This is a genomic window from Streptococcus pneumoniae, assembly GCF_001457635.1.
Lineage (GTDB): Bacteria > Bacillota > Bacilli > Lactobacillales > Streptococcaceae > Streptococcus > Streptococcus pneumoniae.
The window spans coordinates 341,778-359,454 of sequence record NZ_LN831051.1 but is presented as its reverse complement, the minus strand read 5'-3'; the positions used below and the strand labels follow the sequence as shown (position 1 = coordinate 359,454).

At 34.6% G+C, this 17,677-nt stretch carries 17 protein-coding genes and 4 pseudogenes; 19 read left to right on the top strand and 2 right to left on the bottom strand.

Features of this window, described 5'->3' with window-relative positions; translation table 11 throughout:
- Window positions 1–221: 221 nt before the first annotated feature.
- Window positions 222–794, top strand: coding sequence for an aggregation-promoting factor (apf, locus tag AT689_RS01885; protein WP_000836451.1), 573 nt, complete (start codon window positions 222–224; stop codon window positions 792–794).
- A 51-nt stretch (window positions 795–845) separates the two neighbouring features.
- Here apf and AT689_RS01880 read toward each other — a convergent pair.
- A pseudogene (locus AT689_RS01880) lies at window positions 846–1,172 on the bottom strand (DNA-binding protein); the annotation flags it as partial.
- Between the two features lie 418 nt (window positions 1,173–1,590).
- On the opposite strand from AT689_RS01880, the gene AT689_RS01875 reads away from it, so the two are divergent.
- The 5 genes and pseudogenes from AT689_RS01875 to AT689_RS01855 form a co-directional block, all read left to right on the top strand.
- On the top strand, window positions 1,591–1,875 hold the full coding sequence (locus AT689_RS01875) for a lactococcin 972 family bacteriocin (RefSeq protein WP_001230167.1): 285 nt from the start codon (window positions 1,591–1,593) through the stop codon (window positions 1,873–1,875).
- Between the two features lie 54 nt (window positions 1,876–1,929).
- Complete coding sequence (locus AT689_RS01870; RefSeq protein WP_000723960.1) at window positions 1,930–4,038, top strand: bacteriocin-associated integral membrane family protein; 2,109 nt, start codon at window positions 1,930–1,932, stop codon at window positions 4,036–4,038.
- Window positions 4,035–4,676: an ABC transporter ATP-binding protein gene (locus AT689_RS01865; protein ID WP_000571037.1), complete on the top strand. Its 642-nt coding sequence runs from the start codon at window positions 4,035–4,037 to the stop codon at window positions 4,674–4,676. The genes AT689_RS01870 and AT689_RS01865 overlap by 4 nt, the downstream gene beginning before the upstream one ends.
- Window positions 4,677–4,882: 206 nt before the next feature.
- The gene (locus tag AT689_RS01860; RefSeq protein WP_001038470.1) at window positions 4,883–5,689 is read left to right on the top strand and encodes an ABC transporter substrate-binding protein; all 807 of its coding nucleotides are present in this window, start codon (window positions 4,883–4,885) and stop codon (window positions 5,687–5,689) included.
- A gap of 16 nt (window positions 5,690–5,705) precedes the next feature.
- Window positions 5,706–6,098: pseudogene (locus AT689_RS01855) on the top strand (argininosuccinate synthase domain-containing protein); the annotation flags it as partial.
- Window positions 6,099–6,414: 316 nt separating this feature from the next.
- Here AT689_RS01855 and AT689_RS01850 read toward each other — a convergent pair.
- A pseudogene (locus tag AT689_RS01850) lies at window positions 6,415–6,741 on the bottom strand (DNA-binding protein); the annotation flags it as partial.
- A 757-nt stretch (window positions 6,742–7,498) separates the two neighbouring features.
- Here AT689_RS01850 and AT689_RS01845 point away from each other — a divergent pair.
- The 13 genes and pseudogenes from AT689_RS01845 (at window position 7,499) to pspA (ending at window position 17,353) form a co-directional block, all read left to right on the top strand.
- Window positions 7,499–7,879, top strand: coding sequence for an SP_0115 family bacteriocin-like peptide (locus tag AT689_RS01845; RefSeq protein WP_000424422.1), 381 nt, complete (start codon window positions 7,499–7,501; stop codon window positions 7,877–7,879).
- Window positions 7,860–8,096, top strand: a complete 237-nt coding sequence (locus AT689_RS13270; RefSeq protein WP_000234318.1) for a hypothetical protein — start codon at window positions 7,860–7,862, stop codon at window positions 8,094–8,096. Before AT689_RS01845 ends, AT689_RS13270 begins: the two co-directional genes overlap by 20 nt.
- A gap of 156 nt (window positions 8,097–8,252) precedes the next feature.
- Window positions 8,253–9,311 (top strand): hypothetical protein, encoded by a 1,059-nt coding sequence (locus AT689_RS01835; RefSeq protein ID WP_001844753.1) that lies wholly within the window; start codon window positions 8,253–8,255, stop codon window positions 9,309–9,311.
- Window positions 9,312–9,625: 314 nt separating this feature from the next.
- A pseudogene (locus AT689_RS01830) lies at window positions 9,626–10,602 on the top strand (hypothetical protein).
- Between the two features lie 376 nt (window positions 10,603–10,978).
- Window positions 10,979–11,353, top strand: coding sequence for an SPH_0224 family bacteriocin-like peptide (locus AT689_RS01825; protein WP_000424407.1), 375 nt, complete (start codon window positions 10,979–10,981; stop codon window positions 11,351–11,353).
- 6 nt (window positions 11,354–11,359) lie between these two features.
- Entirely contained in the window at window positions 11,360–11,542 is a 183-nt protein-coding gene (locus AT689_RS13265; RefSeq protein ID WP_000511668.1) for a hypothetical protein, read from the top strand.
- A gap of 18 nt (window positions 11,543–11,560) precedes the next feature.
- A complete protein-coding gene (locus AT689_RS01815) occupies window positions 11,561–12,463 on the top strand; it encodes a hypothetical protein (protein ID WP_000619752.1) in 903 nt (300 codons plus the stop codon).
- Between the two features lie 55 nt (window positions 12,464–12,518).
- A complete protein-coding gene (locus tag AT689_RS01810; protein WP_000424427.1) occupies window positions 12,519–12,872 on the top strand; it encodes a hypothetical protein in 354 nt (117 codons plus the stop codon).
- Complete coding sequence (locus AT689_RS01805; protein WP_000072905.1) at window positions 12,869–13,597, top strand: hypothetical protein; 729 nt, start codon at window positions 12,869–12,871, stop codon at window positions 13,595–13,597. Before AT689_RS01810 ends, AT689_RS01805 begins: the two co-directional genes overlap by 4 nt.
- 477 nt (window positions 13,598–14,074) lie before the next feature.
- Window positions 14,075–14,272: a hypothetical protein gene (locus tag AT689_RS13260; RefSeq protein ID WP_000680086.1), complete on the top strand. Its 198-nt coding sequence runs from the start codon at window positions 14,075–14,077 to the stop codon at window positions 14,270–14,272.
- 456 nt (window positions 14,273–14,728) lie between these two features.
- Window positions 14,729–14,968, top strand: a complete 240-nt coding sequence (locus AT689_RS01795) for a hypothetical protein (protein WP_000770316.1) — start codon at window positions 14,729–14,731, stop codon at window positions 14,966–14,968.
- A gap of 18 nt (window positions 14,969–14,986) precedes the next feature.
- The gene (locus AT689_RS12330) at window positions 14,987–15,232 is read left to right on the top strand and encodes a hypothetical protein (RefSeq protein ID WP_000058766.1); all 246 of its coding nucleotides are present in this window, start codon (window positions 14,987–14,989) and stop codon (window positions 15,230–15,232) included.
- A gap of 285 nt (window positions 15,233–15,517) precedes the next feature.
- Window positions 15,518–17,353 carry a pneumococcal surface protein A gene (pspA, locus tag AT689_RS01790; protein ID WP_001035310.1) on the top strand — a complete coding sequence of 612 codons (1,836 nt, stop codon included), beginning with the start codon at window positions 15,518–15,520 and terminating at the stop codon, window positions 17,351–17,353.
- The last annotated feature ends 324 nt before the right edge of the window (window positions 17,354–17,677 follow it).

The window sequence follows — 17,677 nt, the reverse complement described above, 5'->3', positions numbered from 1 at the left end:
TCTTATCTCTATTATATCAAAGAATGAGGGGCTTGGCTTTAATTGTGGATGAAAACCTTTCTAATACCTCAAATAGCATAAAAATAGTATCTTTTATGACAAAAAACACCTTATTTAGGGAAATAAAAAATAATTTTGTAATATTTCTACATAAAAGTGTCAAGAAACGGTAATATTTAAAGGGTATGATAGAACTATAGAAAGAAGGAGAATTTTCGAATATGAAATCAATAACTAAAAAGATTAAAGCAACTCTTGCAGGAGTAGCTGCCTTGTTTGCAGTATTTTCTCCATCATTTGTATCTGCTCAAGAATCATCAACTTACACTGTTAAAGAAGGTGATACACTTTCAGAAATCGCTGAAACTCACAACACAACAGTTGAAAAATTGGCAGAAAACAACCACATTGATAACATTCATTTGATTTATGTTGATCAAGAGTTGGTTATCGATGGCCCTGTAGCGCCTGTTGCAACACCAGCGCCAGCTACTTATGCGGCACCAGCCGCTCAAGATGAAACTGTTTCAGCTCCAGTAGTAAGTGAAACAGTTGTTTCAACTGTAAGCGGATCTGAAGCAGAAGCCAAAGAATGGATCGCTCAAAAAGAATCAGGTGGTAGCTATACAGCTACAAATGGACGTTATATCGGACGTTACCAATTAACAGATTCATACCTGAACGGTGACTACTCAGCTGAAAACCAAGAACGTGTAGCAGATGCCTACGTTGCAGGACGTTACGGTTCATGGACTGCTGCTAAAAACTTCTGGCTTAACAATGGCTGGTATTAAGAACTAACGAACAAATAATATGTAAAGAGTCGAGGAAATCCCTCGGCTTTTTTATCTTTCCTTCGCTTGGTAATAGATCTCTACTTCTTTTTTGAGATGAGACAGCATAGAAGTTTCCTCGGTTAGCTCCAGAAGGGAGAACCCTTTTTGGATAAGTTTAGAATCGTCTGTACAAATCCCAATACGGACATAGCAGATAGCCAGCCTATCGTAGCTTTTCTTATTCTTGGCGTCCTCTAGTAAAGTGTAGCAGATTTGCTTACACATGTTTTTATCTTGATTGTATAGATAGAGTGTGGAAAGGTTGAGCAGGATTGCTATTTGCAAGTCATATAAATGTTGATAGTTTTTATAGACTTCTAAGCGTTGCAAGATTTTCTCGGATTATTGACAAATAAACGGACATTCTGATAGACGATTGCCCTAGCGGCTTAGTGTAAACTTTACAAATTTGGCTTGTAATTTTTTTATAAAATTCACTTCAGTTACTTGACAGTTATTATATTTTCACTTATTATATAGATAAAAGGATGAGATGGGAGTTTAAAAATTTGAAAGCGCTATCCATATTGTTTATTGGACTGATTCTTGAGTAATAGTTAGAGTGTGCTTAATACTACTCTGGTTGTTCAAGGACCTGATACAGAAGCGCACCATTCTCTCGGTTAAGAGTAAGTTCGTTGTTAAAAAATGAAATGAGATAGAAGGAAGGTGAGTCCAATGGACTACGATACTTGTTGATAAATTACTATAGCTGTTTTTACGGAAGAGCTCTCGATAATAGGAGAAATAAATCATGAGAAAATTAGTTAAAATTGGTGTTGCATCTTTAATGGTATGTAGTATACTTGCTTCTACAAGTGTTTTGGCAGTATGGGTTGATGGTGGTCAATGGAACTATGGAGTAGGATGGTCAGGAAATTTTGGTTATTCTGATTATTTACATTCTACTCGCTCTCATACAGCAACTGTTAAAGATGGAAATAAATTCTCTAAGGATCGTGCAGAAGCTGAGGCATGGGCTCGGGCTTCAATCTTCAAATTCCCACCAACGGGAATGGAATATTTCTATGGATTTTAATTAAAATTCTCCCTCCCCTTTTGGAGAGGGAGTTTCTTCACGGGAGGTATCTCTATGAAAAAAATCAGTCATCTTTGTATGTTACTCCTGCTTCTGTGTACCACTTTTTTTGTTTTTAATGTAAACTATACACGAGAAGTGGTTCGGATTCAAGAAATGGGAAAGACTGTAGATTCTTTGGATTTGTATTTGAAAGATATTAACGAACCTGCAGCGTCTGTTCTTCGATTTTTTGAGGATGTATCAAAGGAGTATAAAGTCTCCATCATCAAAACAGACAGTGGTGATGAGGTGGTCAAGTCTGGTGTTTTTGATAAAGATACCTTCCCCTACCAAGAGTTTGGGATTTCTTCTCTTGATTTTACCACAGATGGTGAAGGAGTCTATAGTAATAAAGAAATTTCCAATAAACTTGGTACGATTCCGACCTTTCTAAAAGCCAAACCTATTCAGCTTATGACTTTTCAAACCTATATCAAGGATACATCTCGTAGTTTAAATGGTCGCTATACGATAACTTCTACACAAGAGATGGACAAGGATAGGATTGTACAGAAATGGAGCGATTTTTTCAAGATAGACCAGGCTACCTTGCTAGAGCCGACCTACAAAAGTGCAGTGGAAGTCATAAATCGAGATTTGCTTTTATCTGCCATTGTTTTTGTCTTGGCTATTTTGCTTCTTGTGTTAGTGACAGTGTATCAACCGATGATGGAGATGAAAAGAGTTGGGGTACAAAAATTACTTGGTTTTCAAGATAGGGCTGTTTTAGCTGATGTTGTAAAAGGCAACCTTTACCTCCTCCTAGGTGGGGCTCTTGTGATCAATCTAGGCGTGTTTTTCTTGCTTGATTATAAGCCAAAAGATTTGTTTCCTATGCTGTGGTTGTCTCATTTTTTGCTGTTGCAGCTTTATCTCTTTATCAGTTGGTTGACTTACCTCTTAATCCAAAAAATGACAATCAGCTCTCTGCTGAAAGGTTTTTCATCTTTCAAATTTGGTCTACTCTTTAATTATTTGATGAAAATTGGAACTACCATTTTACTGACAGTCTTGCTAGTTGGGGTAGGAAAAAGTTTGGAGCAAGAAAACAAAGAGTTGGATTACCAGAAACAGTGGATCAGCCAAGGAAATTATCTGACCTTAGAAACTTTCCAACTCAATGATAACTTGTGGCAAGAGCAGTTGGCAGGCTCAGGGAAGGCATTGGATTATTTCTATCGATTTTATCAGGATTTGGTAGAAAAAACGCAGGCGGGCTATGTGCAGAGTAGCAGTCTTCCTGTAAAAAATTTTGTCCAATCAGAACAGATTCAGCAATATCAGTTAACAGATACGGTGGATGTTTACTATGCCAATCGCAATTTTCTAAAGAGCAAGGGATTCAAGCTACCAGATACCGGTATTAAAAAAGTTATTTTGATGCCAGCAAGTACGAAAGGTGAAGAAGATAAAAATCAGCTCTTGGGGAAGTTAATTGCCTTTCATTCGATGAAGTATGAAGAGCAGCAAAAACGAACGATAGAGGAGATGGATGTCGAGATTGCCTATTATGAAGGAGATTGGTCATTTTTCCCATATAGTGATAAGCGAAAGGAAAATCTCTCCAATCCAATTATTAGCTTGGTCAATGATTCTGATATGATGTGGGATGAGAAAGCCTCCCTGTCAACAACTGGCTTAAATAATCCGATTAAAATTGAAAATACGGTTCAACATCAAAAAGAGATTACAGAGTTAGTTGAGAAATTGTCAGATGGAAATTATTTAAAATTTTCATCTATTCAAGCCATTCAACAAGAGAAAGTGGATTCTTATCGAGATGCTGTTCGGAATTTTAACCTACTCTTTGCTTTGTTTGGTCTCCTTAGCATGATGATTTCCTACTTCTTACTAGTAATAACTTTCTTATTGAAGCGCAGGGATATCATTACCAAGAAGTTTATGGGGTGGAAACTGGTCGATCGCTACCGTCCTCTCCTCGTTCTGCTCTTGCTGGGCTATAGTTTCCCTCTTCTAGTCTTGATTTTCTTTGCCCATGCGTTCTTGCCACTTCTGCTGTTTGCAGGCTTTACATGTTTGGATATACTATTTGTGCTAGTCTTGGCTTCTAGGATGGAGAAAAGAAGTCTAGTAGAGTTATTGAAAGGGGGCATCTTATGATTGAGTTGGAAAATATTACCAAAACCATTGGGGGAAAAGTGATTTTGGATCACTTGTCTCTCAGGATTGATCAGGGGGATTTGGTAGCTATTGTTGGAAAAAGTGGTAGTGGGAAGTCGACCTTGTTAAATTTATTAGGTTTGATAGATGGTGATTATAGTGGACGGTATGAGATTTTTGGTCAGACAAATCTAGCGGTCAATTCTGCTAAGTCGCAAACAATAATCCGTGAACATATCTCTTATCTGTTTCAAAATTTTGCCCTGATTGATGATGAAACGGTCGAGTACAATCTCATGCTGGCGCTGAAATATGTGAAATTGTCTAAGAAAGACAAGCTCAAAAAGGTGGAAGAGATTTTAGAGAGAGTAGGTTTGTCATCTACTTTGCATCAAAAGGTTTCCGAGTTGTCTGGTGGCGAACAACAACGAATTGCAGTTGCTAGAGCCATCTTAAAACCCAGCCAGCTGATTTTAGCCGATGAACCAACAGGTTCGCTAGATCCTGAAAATAGAGATTTGGTCTTGAAGTTTCTCTTAGAGATGAATCGCGAGGGGAAAACAGTCATTATTGTGACCCACGATGCTTATGTAGCCCAACAATGTCATCGGATCATTGAATTGGGCGAGGGGAAATGAGTTTGTTCAGCTCTTTTTGACTGACTGAATACTCATGTTTTTCAGAGAGGAATAGCATAAATACGCCTAGAAATGACATTTTTATGTAGTATTTCTAGGTTTTTTTGTTTCAAATTGAAAATTTTTCCAATTTAGGCTTGACAAAGGATGAAGATAGGTGTATTATTTATACAACCAAAAAGAATAAACATAAAGGAGACTTTGTTATGAATAAGATGAAGAAGGTGTTGATGACGATGTTTGGTTTAGTGATGCTCCCCCTACTATTTGCTTGTAGCAACAATCAATCGGCTGGAATTGAAGCCATCAAGTCCAAAGGAAAATTGGTTGTAGCCCTCAATCCAGATTTTGCTCCATTTGAATACCAAAAAGTGGTTGATGGGAAAAATCAGATTGTGGGTTCAGATATCGAATTAGCCAAGGCTATCGCAACAGAACTAGGTGTCGAATTGGAACTATCTCCCATGAGTTTTGATAATGTACTGGCTAGTGTTCAATCAGGAAAAGCCGACCTTGCCATATCAGGTGTTTCTAAGACAGATGAACGGAGCAAGGTGTTTGACTTTTCCATTCCCTACTATACTGCAAAAAATAAACTCATTGTCAAAAAATCTGACTTGACTACTTATCAGTCTGTAAACGACTTGGCGCAGAAAAAGGTTGGAGCGCAGAAAGGTTCGATTCAAGAGACGATGGCGAAAGATTTGCTACAAAATTCTTCCCTCGTATCTCTGCCTAAAAATGGGAATTTAATCACAGATTTAAAATCAGGACAAGTGGATGCCGTTATCTTTGAAGAACCTGTTTCCAAGGGATTTGTGGAAAATAATCCTGATTTAGCAATCGCAGACCTCAATTTTGAAAAAGAGCAAGATGATTCCTACGCGGTAGCCATGAAAAAAGATAGCAAGGAATTGAAAGAGGCAGTCGATAAAACCATTCAAAAGTTGAAGGAGTCTGGGGAATTAGACAAACTCATTGAGGATGCCTTTAAAGCATCCATTGAAAAATAGAAAGAAGGAAAAGAACATGAGTAAAGAAAAAGTAATTTTGGCCTATTCTGGCGGTTTGGACACATCAGTTGCTATTACCTGGTTAAAGAAAGACTATGATGTTGTTTCAGTTTGTATGGATGTGGGTGAAGGGAAAGACTTAGACTTCATCCATGATAAGGCTCTCAAGGTTGGGGCAGTCGAATCTTATGTCATTGATGTCAAGGACGAATTTGCTACAGATTATGTGCTAGTGGCTCTTCAGTCACATGCCTATTATGAACAAAAGTACCCCTTGGTATCTGCCTTGAGCCGCCCTCTTATTTCTAAAAAATTAGTTGAAATAGCGCATCAGACAGGAGCGACTACAATTGCTCATGGCTGTACCGGTAAGGGGAATGACCAAGTCGAATACCAGATTGCAGTCGCTAAGAAAGCGAATGAAGCTAAAAAGTGATGGAGTGATGGGTTCAGAATAAGAGGTTGGTCGATTGGTAGCCTCTTTCTTGTCGTTGAAAAAGTGAGATATATTGACTTTTGAAAAAAATGTCATAATTGAGTTGGGATAAACGTAAAAGTCATACTTTCTCGTTAAATCGTTCGGCGATTCATGGTGACATGGACACATAGTAGTAAACACACTATGTGGCTTGGCAGAGCTAAAAACTTCTGGCTTAACAATGGCTGGTATTAAGAACTAACGAACAAATAATATGTAAAGAGTCGAGGAAATCCCTCGACTTTTTTTATAATTTCTTTGGTTGATAATGGGTCTCTACTTCTTTTTTGAGATGAGACAGCATAGAAGTTTCCTCGGTCAGCTCTAGGAGTGAGAACCCTTTTTGGATAAGTTTAGAATCGTCTGTACAAATCCCAATACGGACATAGCAGATAGCCAGCCTATCGTAGCTTTTCTTATTCTTGGCGTCCTCTAGTAAAGTGTAGCAGATTTGCTTACACATGTTTTTATCTTGATTGTATAGATAGAGTGTGGAAAGGTTGAGCAGGATTGCTATTCGCAAGTCATATAAATGTTGATAGTTTTTATAGACTTCTAAGCGTTGCAAGATTTTCTCGGATTATTGACAAATAAACGGACATTCTGATAGACGATTGCCCTAGCGGCTTAGTGTAAACTTTACAAATTTGGCTTGTAATTTTTTTATAAAATTCACTTCAGATACTTGACAGTTATTATATTTTCGCTTATGCTTATTATATAGATAAAAGGACGGGATAGGAGTTTAAAAATTTGAAAGCGCTATCCATAATAATAACGCATAATTTTCTCCTTTTCGTGAAAAAAGTTAACGTAATTTTAAAATGAGCTTAATAAGAGGTACTATGTAGGTAGAAAATAAAGATAGGAGAAAAAGTATGAATAAAAAAATATTTTGTATTCTGGTATGTATTATATCATTGATTAGTCTAGCTATAATCTTTCCATGGGGCTGGTCGATATAATGTAAGGGAGCTTGAGTTGTTAGTGGAGGATAAAATGTTAAGAGTAATAGTAGTTATTCAATCTTTAGTAATAATACTGCTTGCTGTTGCTTTATTATTATCTCGGAAAAACTTTGATTCGTTAAATGTTGTTCTTATAATGATGATCGTATCACAATTGTTGTTATTAGTATATTTGATAAAATCAGGGAATCAGTGATTAGCTGTTATTTGAATTAAGTAAACTGTTAAGCTTCAAGCAGTAACTGGTTTTAAATATTTAAAATAAGATAAAGGAAGGAAGTCTAATTTAGGTAACTAAACAAAGCCTGCGATCACTTGTTAGGAAACTATCCTAACCATGCTTAATAAAAAAGGAGAAAATAAATGGAACTCGTATTACCAAATAATTATGTTGCTCTTGAGCAAGAAGAGATGATGTATCTTGATGGGGGTGGTGTTGGTCGTAACTGGTGGAATAGTAGAGGTAGTTTTGCAACAGTTTTGGATGTAGGTTTGGCCATCTATAGTGGTGGTGCAACAATTTATTCTGCTTATGCGATAAAAAAAGCTATCTCAGCTAATAGAGGGGCTATTACGAGAACATTACGTAGTTTAATAATTAAACATGTAGGTAGTGCAGCTGGCCATTTAGTCAATACTGCACTAAACGTTGCACTAACTGTTACTGGATTTTCACTAGGTGGAGCAATCGCATATGGGGCTGATTGGGCTGACGGTAGCTTAGATGGTTATATTTTTGCTTAAAATGAAACATTTTTTTGCAGGAATTGGTGAAATTCATTTTTTGTTATTTTTATTATATCTAAGCATGTCTGCTAGTCCAATTATTGGACTAGTGATTGGATATACTAAAATAAATCTAATAAATTCTATTATTATAGCTCTTGGTATGATATTGGCATTAATTTTGGTATTATCAAGAGTGTATAGAAAATATTTTTATAGAGACGATGATGACTAAAGTTTTTATCAATAATTTGGGCTCCTTGTCAACTGTAGTGGGTTGAAGAAAAGCTAACGTCTGGGGAAGGGGTTAAAGCTTTGCTTTATCAAATATTGACTTACAGAGTTGCTCTATTGTATTGATGTATTCTTAGTAAATAATATGGTGTTTTGAATGAAAGATGATCAGAAATATTTATTAGCGGGACTTTATTCGCTTCTAGTTGCAATATTTTATTTTCCATTGATTGAGTCCAAGGGGATTTTTGTAAGTATATTGATGGCGGTTTTACTTTTATATTTAATATACTTCATTGGAACAGTCATTCATATTGTGATAATTAAGTTTATAAGAAAAAAATCTTTTAAGTATTTGGTTCTATATCCATTTACTTATGATGGGAGCTGGAGATTTCAACCTATAAACTTACTCTACTTTCCAGAAATGGTGAGAGATGTCATTCCGATTAATTTAGTTCAAGAATATTGCCAAGGACAACCTTACGGGCTGTTAAAAAAGATGCTGAAAAGAATTCGATTGTCACGAGAGATAGCTTTACTCCTGGCTACCATTATCGTCTATTTTTTTACGCATAGAATTCTACCTCTTTCAGTATTTACGTTCATGTTTTCTTACATATTGATATTTGCACAATCTTATTTGGGTGGTAATACTGCTTGGATTGGAAATAGAAGATTAATAATAGATGATGAATTTGAAAAAATCTTGCTTTCAAAAAGTTATATAAAAGAAATATCATCTGCACGATACTCGGAATACTTGACATGTGAATACAAAAACCTTACACCAATCATATTGTTAGCTATTTTTGAAAATTTACTTGACTCCTACTTGCTTCAGAATCAGAGTGAGGTTGACTTAGATATTTTTTATAAAGTTTTACCTTTGCTTTATAAAGAAAAATATACTATGGGATTCAATTACTTTGTAAGTTTAAATTATTTACTATATAAGGTTGGATTTTTGGGAATCATTTACGATAATGAAGCATTAGGAGATTTGTCAAAACAATATTTAAACAGAAATATTTCGGAATTACAAGATGGTTCTTTCGAGGGCGGTATACAAGATGCTGTTGCCTCTAAACAAATAGTAGTTATAAATGAATTTATAGCTTGTTTAAATTCCAGATGCATGCCATCCCAATATGATAGATTTTTTTATAAAGATAGACCTTATATTTTTTCCAGAAAGAGTCCTATTAAGAGGTGAAAATTTGTTACATTTGGATTAACAAGTGTCCTAGGGATTAGAAATAACTCTAGTATAGCTAGATATTTTTGAGTAACTAGAAATATCATTAGGCTACCCATATGATTGCCAGAAAAGATGGCTGATGAATCTTATTTATACTGTTGCAGTAGGCGTTGTCTAGGATAAATAAGCTATCTTGATGGGGGAGATTGGAATAATTTTAGTAGAAACATTAAAGGATTATGGGCAAGTAGCACAGGATTAGGTGATGCAATGTGCTAAGTTGGCTTGGTGTTAGCAGTAGTATTATTTAACAATGGAAAGTAGACTAAATGAAAAATAAACGTTATTTTTTTGACACAATTTTAATGATTTTACTACTTATAAGCACGATATTTTGTGTCAGCCCAGTATTTATAAAATTGGACATCTTAGGAACTCCCTCTCATGCCATCTTAACCTTTGTATTGGCGATACCGTTATTCTATATTTTGTCTCAATGCTTACATACTTTGCTATTACTAGTTTCCTCAATCTTTTGTAAATTAAGACCAATTTATTTTTATTTTATATTTGTGATCATTATAGGAGCTAGGAAATACTATCGAATTCTCTTTCACCAACTAATGGGATTTAGTCCAGGAATAGCAGTGTTTTATAAGGAGAGTCAAACAACTAAGAATCTGTTTAAATTTTACTACTTCTTGTACTTTACAACACTAATTTCATACTATTTTTTCTTTACTTTTGTGTATGACAAACCGTTGCTTTTGCCTCTTATTCCATTTTCTATTATCATAGCATTAGTACAAAAACTTTATAGAATTGAGAATCAGCAATTATTTCTGTTAAAATCAAAGGTACTAACAATACTGGAATCTAAGAAGAATTGTGAGTTTAATCTTCAGGATTATCATGAAATTTGGAAATTGCAATCAAAATCTGAGTTGCCATGCGTGGCTTTATCTTATATCAGTTTGATCAAGCCATATCTTTCAGAGAGCGTGCGTGAACAAATTGATTTATTAGAAGTTAAGCGATTTAAAAAAATAAATCATCCAATATCACTTTATGGTATGTTGGATGTTATAAAATTAAATCTATATTTACGGCATTATAATGAAAAAATAAATATGAATCAATGTTAAAGAAAATTTTAGAGGTAAGACCAGACTTTGTTTTAATCGAGCAGAATATTGATGATAGTTTAAATAGCTCGCAACCATTATCTTTATCTTTAGCTATTTCAGAAATCCAACTTTTGCTTGAAGTGTATATAGGGATCAAACATGTTTCAATTAGGAGATAAAACTAGAATAACATTTGCTATTATAGGGGCAAGTTGCATATTAGTCAGTATGTATCTTATACCTCTCATTAACACGGATAATAAATTTTGGGAAATACTTTTATTTATAATAGGTGTATTGCTAATTGGAATTGCGTTACTAAGTCAAAAAAAATAAATTTTGAAATAGTATTAGTGAGTTCGCAATCATTTATTGCTAGTGGTTTAGAACTGTTAAGTTTCAAGCAATAATTGGTTTTAAACCTTAGGTAACCTATAAAAACAAATAAGGTAGAGAAAGGATATCTTATTTAGGTAACTAAGTACTATAAACACAGTCGACAATCACTTGTTAGGAAACCATCCTAACTATGCTTAATAAAAAAGGAGAAAATAAATGGAACTCGTATTACCAAATAATTATGTTGCTCTTGAGCAAGAAGAGATGATGTATTTTGATGGGGGATTTTCTATTCCGAGATGGCCTGTTGCAACAGCCATTAATATAGCTTTTAATGATGTCTTAGGTGGAGGAGCAATCAGTCTAGTTAGAAATTATATTCGTAATTATGGTTTGCGGCGAGTTACAAGCGCAATTGCTGGAGCAGCTGCAAGATATGTTGGGGTACGAGTTGCAAATAGAGTGGCAGGATTTGCACTGTCTGCTATTAATGGATTTGCAGCTTGGATGTCAATTGGCAATGCTATTACAACAATCTGGGCCAATAATGATGTAAATAGGAGAGACCCAAATTTAAACGCCTTGTGGTAACTAGATATGGGTATTAAAATGGAAAAAATTTTTGTTATTATTTTTTTTGTATGTCTATTTATATCATCCATAACTTTTTTAGCCTATGATTTTGTTAGCGAAGAAATAAAAAAGTTGATTATTTGGATGAATGTCGTTTTTTTGATTTTAATCATAGCAATGATAATTTATCCAAAATTAAGAAAATGATAAGGACACTGTAAAATTATGATACGTAAACTAATCATTTTTTTATTAATGCTCCCTCTTTTTGTCTTGTGGCTAGAGTTGCATGTCCTAGTGAATAACTTACTATTGAATCTAGAATCTCCCCTTGATTTTGTGATTAGTATGAGTCTTGCTTTCTGTAGTTTGATTTTATCAAAAATAGTTTTAGACATACTATACGCATTGAAAGATTTGTACAAGAAAGAAGCTCTTATTACGATTTTTCCTTTTATTTTTATAGGCAGGAAGAAAGTAAATGTGAGGTTCTCGCCCTATTTTTCATTCCATCGTAAAAGTTTGTCGCCTGATGATTTAAGATCTAGGATTATATGGAGTTTTATTCTTGAAATTGCTATTATCCTAGTATTTATTTTAAAAATTCCTTTTGCAATCATCATGCTTACTACAATATTTTTCTGGACTATAATGGATATCAATCATCTCGTTTTTAATAAGACGGAATTTCTTTTTAATCAAAACAAATGGCAAAAAGAAGATTCGTTTGAAAGTGATTTGACGAAAACGTTAAAGGATAAGATACAAAAATCAGAGCTAAGTTATTCTGACTTAATGTCTCTTCAGCTGTATGATGCGATGAACCAATCCACCTTTTTAACGGATAGTGAACTTTTTGAGGATATTTTGAAAAAAATCGAAGATTCTCATAACACCCTTCTGTGTACAGGTCTTGTCGAGTTACTGCTGTATGAAATTTCTATTAGTAACAATAACAACTGGCAAGAAAAGGTTGATAAAATTAGAATACAGCTCATCAGAATCAATCAATTAGATTTTTTCTATTATACAAGTTGGTTAAGGCAAAATTTTGATTTCTGTATGAATAGAGAGTATCATAAAATGAAATCTCGGAAATTATTACTGAGTAATAAAAAGATAGTTTAAGTTCGTCCTATTTGTAAAACAAATGAAACAATTTCAACTAAGGAGGAGAAAACAAATGGAACTTGTATTACCAAATAATTATGTTGTGATTGATGAAGAAGAAATGATGTATCTTGATGGGGAAGCTTATTTAAGCAAGCGTGCTTGTCAAGGAATTTGCGCAGCTTTAGCTATGAGTTCAGGAACTTTTATAGCATTAGCTGGAGCTGCAGTTTTAACCAAAAAACTAATAAACTATATTAAGGTTGGAGGTCTTGGAGGCTGGCTTATTGGTGCAGCAGCAGGTGTATTGGCTACAGCAGCAGGGAAAATAGCTTACTATATTGGATATGGTGTTCTTAATAGAGGTTGTGATATTAACGGGAACCCTTATCCTTGGGATGGATTCATATCTGCGACAGTAAAATGAGTAATGTAGATAAGATTCGAAAAATACACATTATCGTATGTTGGATGTATATATTTTTATCATTCAGGGCGATTATAAATGACACGGAGTATTTTTTGCTTATTTTTTTAGCTTTTATCTACTCAATAGTATCACTACCTCTATATTCTGTGAAAAATAAAATAGTATCTATCTGTCTAGCCATAAATTCGATTCTGTTAATGAGTTTCCCCATTTTAATCAATAAGTTTTTCCCAGAAAGTTTTTTGACTTATACCGTATTAATAAGTGTTTTTATTACAGAGTTGATAATTTTTCATTTAATTGGGAAAGATTTTGATATTAAATTGACTAACGAATATAAGAAAATTAGTCAGTTTAGAAGCAAGGTGTCTCAATCTCCTTGGATAAAATATTTAGAGATTTCTAGTTTTATATTAACTATATTTCCATCTATTCTTTATGGTACAGTTGATAATCATGTACTGACTCTTATCTTTTTGATAAAAATTTGTGCAGATACCACGATAAAATTTTTATTCATCAGATTATTTGACACAAGTACTTTAATGAAGAGGAGAATATTTTTTCTTTTCGCATTGGATGTTATAGCTTACTTATTTTTAGGATATCTTTTAGTGATTCAAAAAGCAGGCTATTTGTTTTCGGTTTTACTTCTTTTTTCTAATTTTTCAGTTCCATTTATCAAAGAAAAGGAATTCGAATTATTTAAAAATAGCAAGTAATAGAAACATAGGTTAAATCTTAGAACGGCTTAAAATCAGATATGATAAAGGGAAATAGTCTTATCTAGGTAACTAAGTGCTACAAACACAATCGAGGATCACTTGTTAGGATTACATTTTAATCATGCTTAATAAGAATGGAGAATTCCTATGGGGATTGTATTACTCTGAAGTTTCGAATACCTTAGTTCTCGTGATTTTGAGCTATTCTAGGTTTAGAATCCTTCAGAATGTAAAATTTTAAGCAGTCAAAGACTTAGAATAGCCCGAAAACATTTATTTTATAGCAATTCTAGGCTTAGAATTGCTCATATATATGTATTTGAGCTGCTCGATAGTTAGGATAGCTCTATTCTGAGAAATCTGAGCTATCAATGCTTCAGAATAGTATTCGCCAATGGTTTTTATTGAAGAGGTGATTGTTTTATGATAGTCTAAAATAAAACTGATTTAATAGAGTAAATGGAGAATCGTTACATGAAACATTTTTTTGCAGGAATTGGTGAGATAAAACTTGTTGGCTACTTATTGTATATATGTGTAGGACTAGCTCCTCTTTTTCATATATATGTCATAGGTTCGGAACTGAGTTTTGTGAAAATAGTGTTATCTATTTTGGGAGTTATATTTGTAAGTATGTTAACTATTGCTCGAATTTATCGGACTTTTCTATAAAGAATAGTTTGGACTTGAACTGTATCTAAAAACAGAGGTTGGTCGATTATCAGCCTCTTTCTTGTCGTTGAAAAGAGTGAGATATATTGACTTTTGAAAAAAGATGTCATAATTGAGTTGGGATAAATCTAAAAATAATATAGTAGATTGAATCTGGAATAGTCCGTTATGACTGTTAAAATATTTCTAGAAATTAATTTGACTTTCCTAATCGATTTGTTCATATCTTGTTTCAATCTACTATACTTTCTCGTTAAACCGTTCGGCAATTCATGGTGACATGGACACATAGTAGTAAGCACACTATGTGGCTTGGCAGATCTAAAAACTGTTCCCTTGCGATAAGCCTAATAAGCACAACATAGGGAGTTAGAGAAGCCGACTCTAATCAACCACTTTGGGCAGTAGTGAGAACTGCCCCGTGCTTTTTATTTTGAGAAAATATGGAGTTTGTCGTTGAAATTACTTGATTGTATTTTGGATTATCAAGAAAGATTCAATGGAAAAACATGTCAAGTATCAACGAATTATAAGTATTTAGAGACTTTCAAAGTGAATTTTTGCTTGACTGATTTACATCATTTATTTGACTTACACAAAATCACACGAGATTATGCTAGTCAAACAAAACCTGCTATTCAAGCTGGTGTTTTTATTTTAGAAGATTTTAGAAATATCCTATGTACAATGATGTAATCGAAAGGATATCTTTATGTGAGTTTATCGGCGATATCTTCTATATCTAAGCTAGCAAGTTGTTGCATCGTAGCTAAGGATTTATCTAAAAATACTATGAAATTGGACGTCATATTTTTTGAGGATAAAAATAAAAGATCCGCAGTTTTAGGTTTACGAAGAGACAAAAGCGGAGTATTTAAACCAGTTACTCTACATTTTACAAGCGCTAAGAAATATGCTAAAGTTCGTAAAACAGATGTGAAAGAAATGAAATGGCTATAAAGATTGTCCGCAGGCTTAAGCTTGCGTTTTTTGTTGTTTAACGAAATTAAAAAACAAGCTCTCTCATCGGAAATGTTTTTATAGGAATGAAGGAAGATGATGCTATGTTTAAAAAGAGAATCGAAAAGGGCAAAAGTAGTGTCTTTATCTTTTTGGAGTAGAAGCTTATGATATAGAAATTTGTAATAAAAATGTAATATAAAACATTTGACAAATATTTACGGGGGGAGTATACTTAATATAAGTATAGTCTAAAAATGACTATCAGAAAAGAGGTAAATTTAGATGAATAAGAAAAAAATGATTTTAACAAGTCTAGCCAGCGTCGCTATCTTAGGGGCTGGTTTTGTTGCGTCTCAGCCTACTGTTGTAAGAGCAGAAGAAGCCCCCGTAGCTAGTCAGTCTAAAGCTGAAAAAGACTATGATGCAGCGAAGAGAGACGCTGAGAATGCGAAAAAAGCTTTAGAAGAAGCAAAACGTGCGCAGAAAAAATATGAGGATGATCAGAAGAAAACTGAGGAGAAAGCGAAAAAAGAGAAAGAAGCTTCTAAAGAGGAACAAGCTGCAAATCTGAAATATCAACAAGAGTTGGTTAAATATGCTAGTGAAAAAGATTCAGTAAAAAAAGCTAAAATTCTGAAAGAAGTGGAGGAAGCTGAGAAAGAGCATAAGAAAAAACGAGCAGAATTTGAGAAAGTTAGATCAGAGGTAATTCCTAGCGCGGAAGAGTTAAAAAAGACTAGACAAAAAGCAGAAGAGGCTAAAGCAAAAGAAGCAGAACTTATTAAAAAAGTAGAAGAAGCTGAGAAAAAAGTTACTGAAGCCAAACAAAAATTGGATGCTGAACGTGCTAAAGAAGTTGCTCTTCAAGCCAAAATCGCTGAGTTGGAAAATGAAGTTTATAGACTAGAAACAGAACTCAAAGGGATTGATGAATCTGACTCAGAAGATTATGTTAAAGAAGGTCTCCGTGCTCCTCTTCAATCTGAATTGGATGCCAAACGAACTAAACTATCAACACTTGAAGAGTTGAGTGATAAGATTGATGAGTTAGACGCTGAAATTGCAAAACTTGAAAAAAATGTAGAATATTTCAAAAAAACCGATGCTGAGCAAACTGAACAATACCTTGCTGCAGCTGAAAAAGACTTAGCTGATAAAAAAGCTGAATTGGAGAAAACTGAAGCTGACCTTAAGAAAGCAGTTAATGAGCCAGAAAAACCAGCTGAAGAAACTCCAGCTCCAGCACCAAAACCAGAGCAACCAGCTGAACAACCAAAACCAGCGCCGGCTCCTCAACCAGCTCCAGCACCAAAACCAGAAAAAACAGATGATCAACAAGCTGAAGAAGACTATGCTCGTAGATCAGAAGAAGAATATAACCGCTTGCCCCAACAGCAACCGCCAAAAGCAGAAAAACCAGCTCCAGCACCAAAACCAGAGCAACCAGTTCCTGCACCAAAAACAGGCTGGAAACAAGAAAACGGTATGTGGTACTTCTACAATACTGATGGTTCAATGGCGACAGGATGGCTCCAAAACAACGGTTCATGGTACTACCTCAACAGCAATGGCGCTATGGCTACAGGTTGGCTCCAATACAACGGTTCATGGTATTACCTAAACGCTAACGGCGCTATGGCAACAGGTTGGGCTAAAGTCAACGGTTCATGGTACTACCTCAACGCTAATGGTGCTATGGCGACAGGATGGCTCCAATACAACGATTCATGGTATTACCTAAACGCTAGCGGCGCTATGGCAACAGGTTGGGCTAAAGTCAACGGTTCATGGTACTACCTCAACGCTAATGGTGCTATGGCTACAGGTTGGCTCCAATACAACGGTTCATGGTACTACCTCAACGCTAACGGTGCTATGGCAACAGGTTGGGCTAAAGTCAACGGTTCATGGTACTACCTCAACGCTAACGGTTCAATGGCAACAGGTTGGGTGAAAGATGGAGATACCTGGTACTATCTTGAAGCATCAGGTGCTATGAAAGCAAGCCAATGGTTCAAAGTATCAGATAAATGGTACTATGTCAATGGCTTAGGTGCCCTTGCAGTCAACACAACTGTAGATGGCTATGAAGTCAATGCCAATGGTGAATGGGTTTAAGCCGATTAAATTAAATCATGTTAAGAACATTTGACATTTTAATTTTGAAACAAAGATAAGGTTCGATTGAATAAATTTATGTTCGTATTCTTTAGGTACCTATCTTATGATTTCAGGAAATGTCATTAAAAAAACGACTCCTTTTCTCTAACTTGAAAAATAGATTAGAGAAAATGGGTTGTTTTATTTATTATAGTTATTTGAATGAAGATAAGAAGAAGGTATACTCACATCATTCACATAATCTGTATATTGACTATAAGTTTTAAAAAACAATTTTTAAGCTCTTCCTTGTCTTCTCTAACCAAGCGTGTTATAATGAAT

Bases quoted from the DNA above. Each gene is read 5' to 3' on its own strand.
- AT689_RS01860 (WP_001038470.1), top strand. From the start codon at position 4,883: ATGAATAAGATGAAGAAGGTGTTGATGACGATGTTTGGTTTAGTGATG.
- AT689_RS01825 (WP_000424407.1), top strand. From the start codon at position 10,979: ATGGAACTCGTATTACCAAATAATTATGTTGCTCTTGAGCAAGAAGAG.
- pspA (WP_001035310.1), top strand. From the start codon at position 15,518: ATGAATAAGAAAAAAATGATTTTAACAAGTCTAGCCAGCGTCGCTATC.
- AT689_RS01870 (WP_000723960.1), top strand. From the start codon at position 1,930: ATGAAAAAAATCAGTCATCTTTGTATGTTACTCCTGCTTCTGTGTACC.
- AT689_RS13270 (WP_000234318.1), top strand. From the start codon at position 7,860: ATGGTTATATTTTTGCTTAAAATGAAACATTTTTTTGCAGGAATTGGT.
- AT689_RS01845 (WP_000424422.1), top strand. From the start codon at position 7,499: ATGGAACTCGTATTACCAAATAATTATGTTGCTCTTGAGCAAGAAGAG.
- AT689_RS13265 (WP_000511668.1), top strand. From the start codon at position 11,360: ATGGGTATTAAAATGGAAAAAATTTTTGTTATTATTTTTTTTGTATGT.
- apf (WP_000836451.1), top strand. From the start codon at position 222: ATGAAATCAATAACTAAAAAGATTAAAGCAACTCTTGCAGGAGTAGCT.
- AT689_RS01810 (WP_000424427.1), top strand. From the start codon at position 12,519: ATGGAACTTGTATTACCAAATAATTATGTTGTGATTGATGAAGAAGAA.
- AT689_RS01815 (WP_000619752.1), top strand. From the start codon at position 11,561: ATGATACGTAAACTAATCATTTTTTTATTAATGCTCCCTCTTTTTGTC.
- AT689_RS01875 (WP_001230167.1), top strand. From the start codon at position 1,591: ATGAGAAAATTAGTTAAAATTGGTGTTGCATCTTTAATGGTATGTAGT.
- AT689_RS01805 (WP_000072905.1), top strand. From the start codon at position 12,869: ATGAGTAATGTAGATAAGATTCGAAAAATACACATTATCGTATGTTGG.
- AT689_RS01835 (WP_001844753.1), top strand. From the start codon at position 8,253: ATGAAAGATGATCAGAAATATTTATTAGCGGGACTTTATTCGCTTCTA.
- AT689_RS01865 (WP_000571037.1), top strand. From the start codon at position 4,035: ATGATTGAGTTGGAAAATATTACCAAAACCATTGGGGGAAAAGTGATT.
- AT689_RS13260 (WP_000680086.1), top strand. From the start codon at position 14,075: ATGAAACATTTTTTTGCAGGAATTGGTGAGATAAAACTTGTTGGCTAC.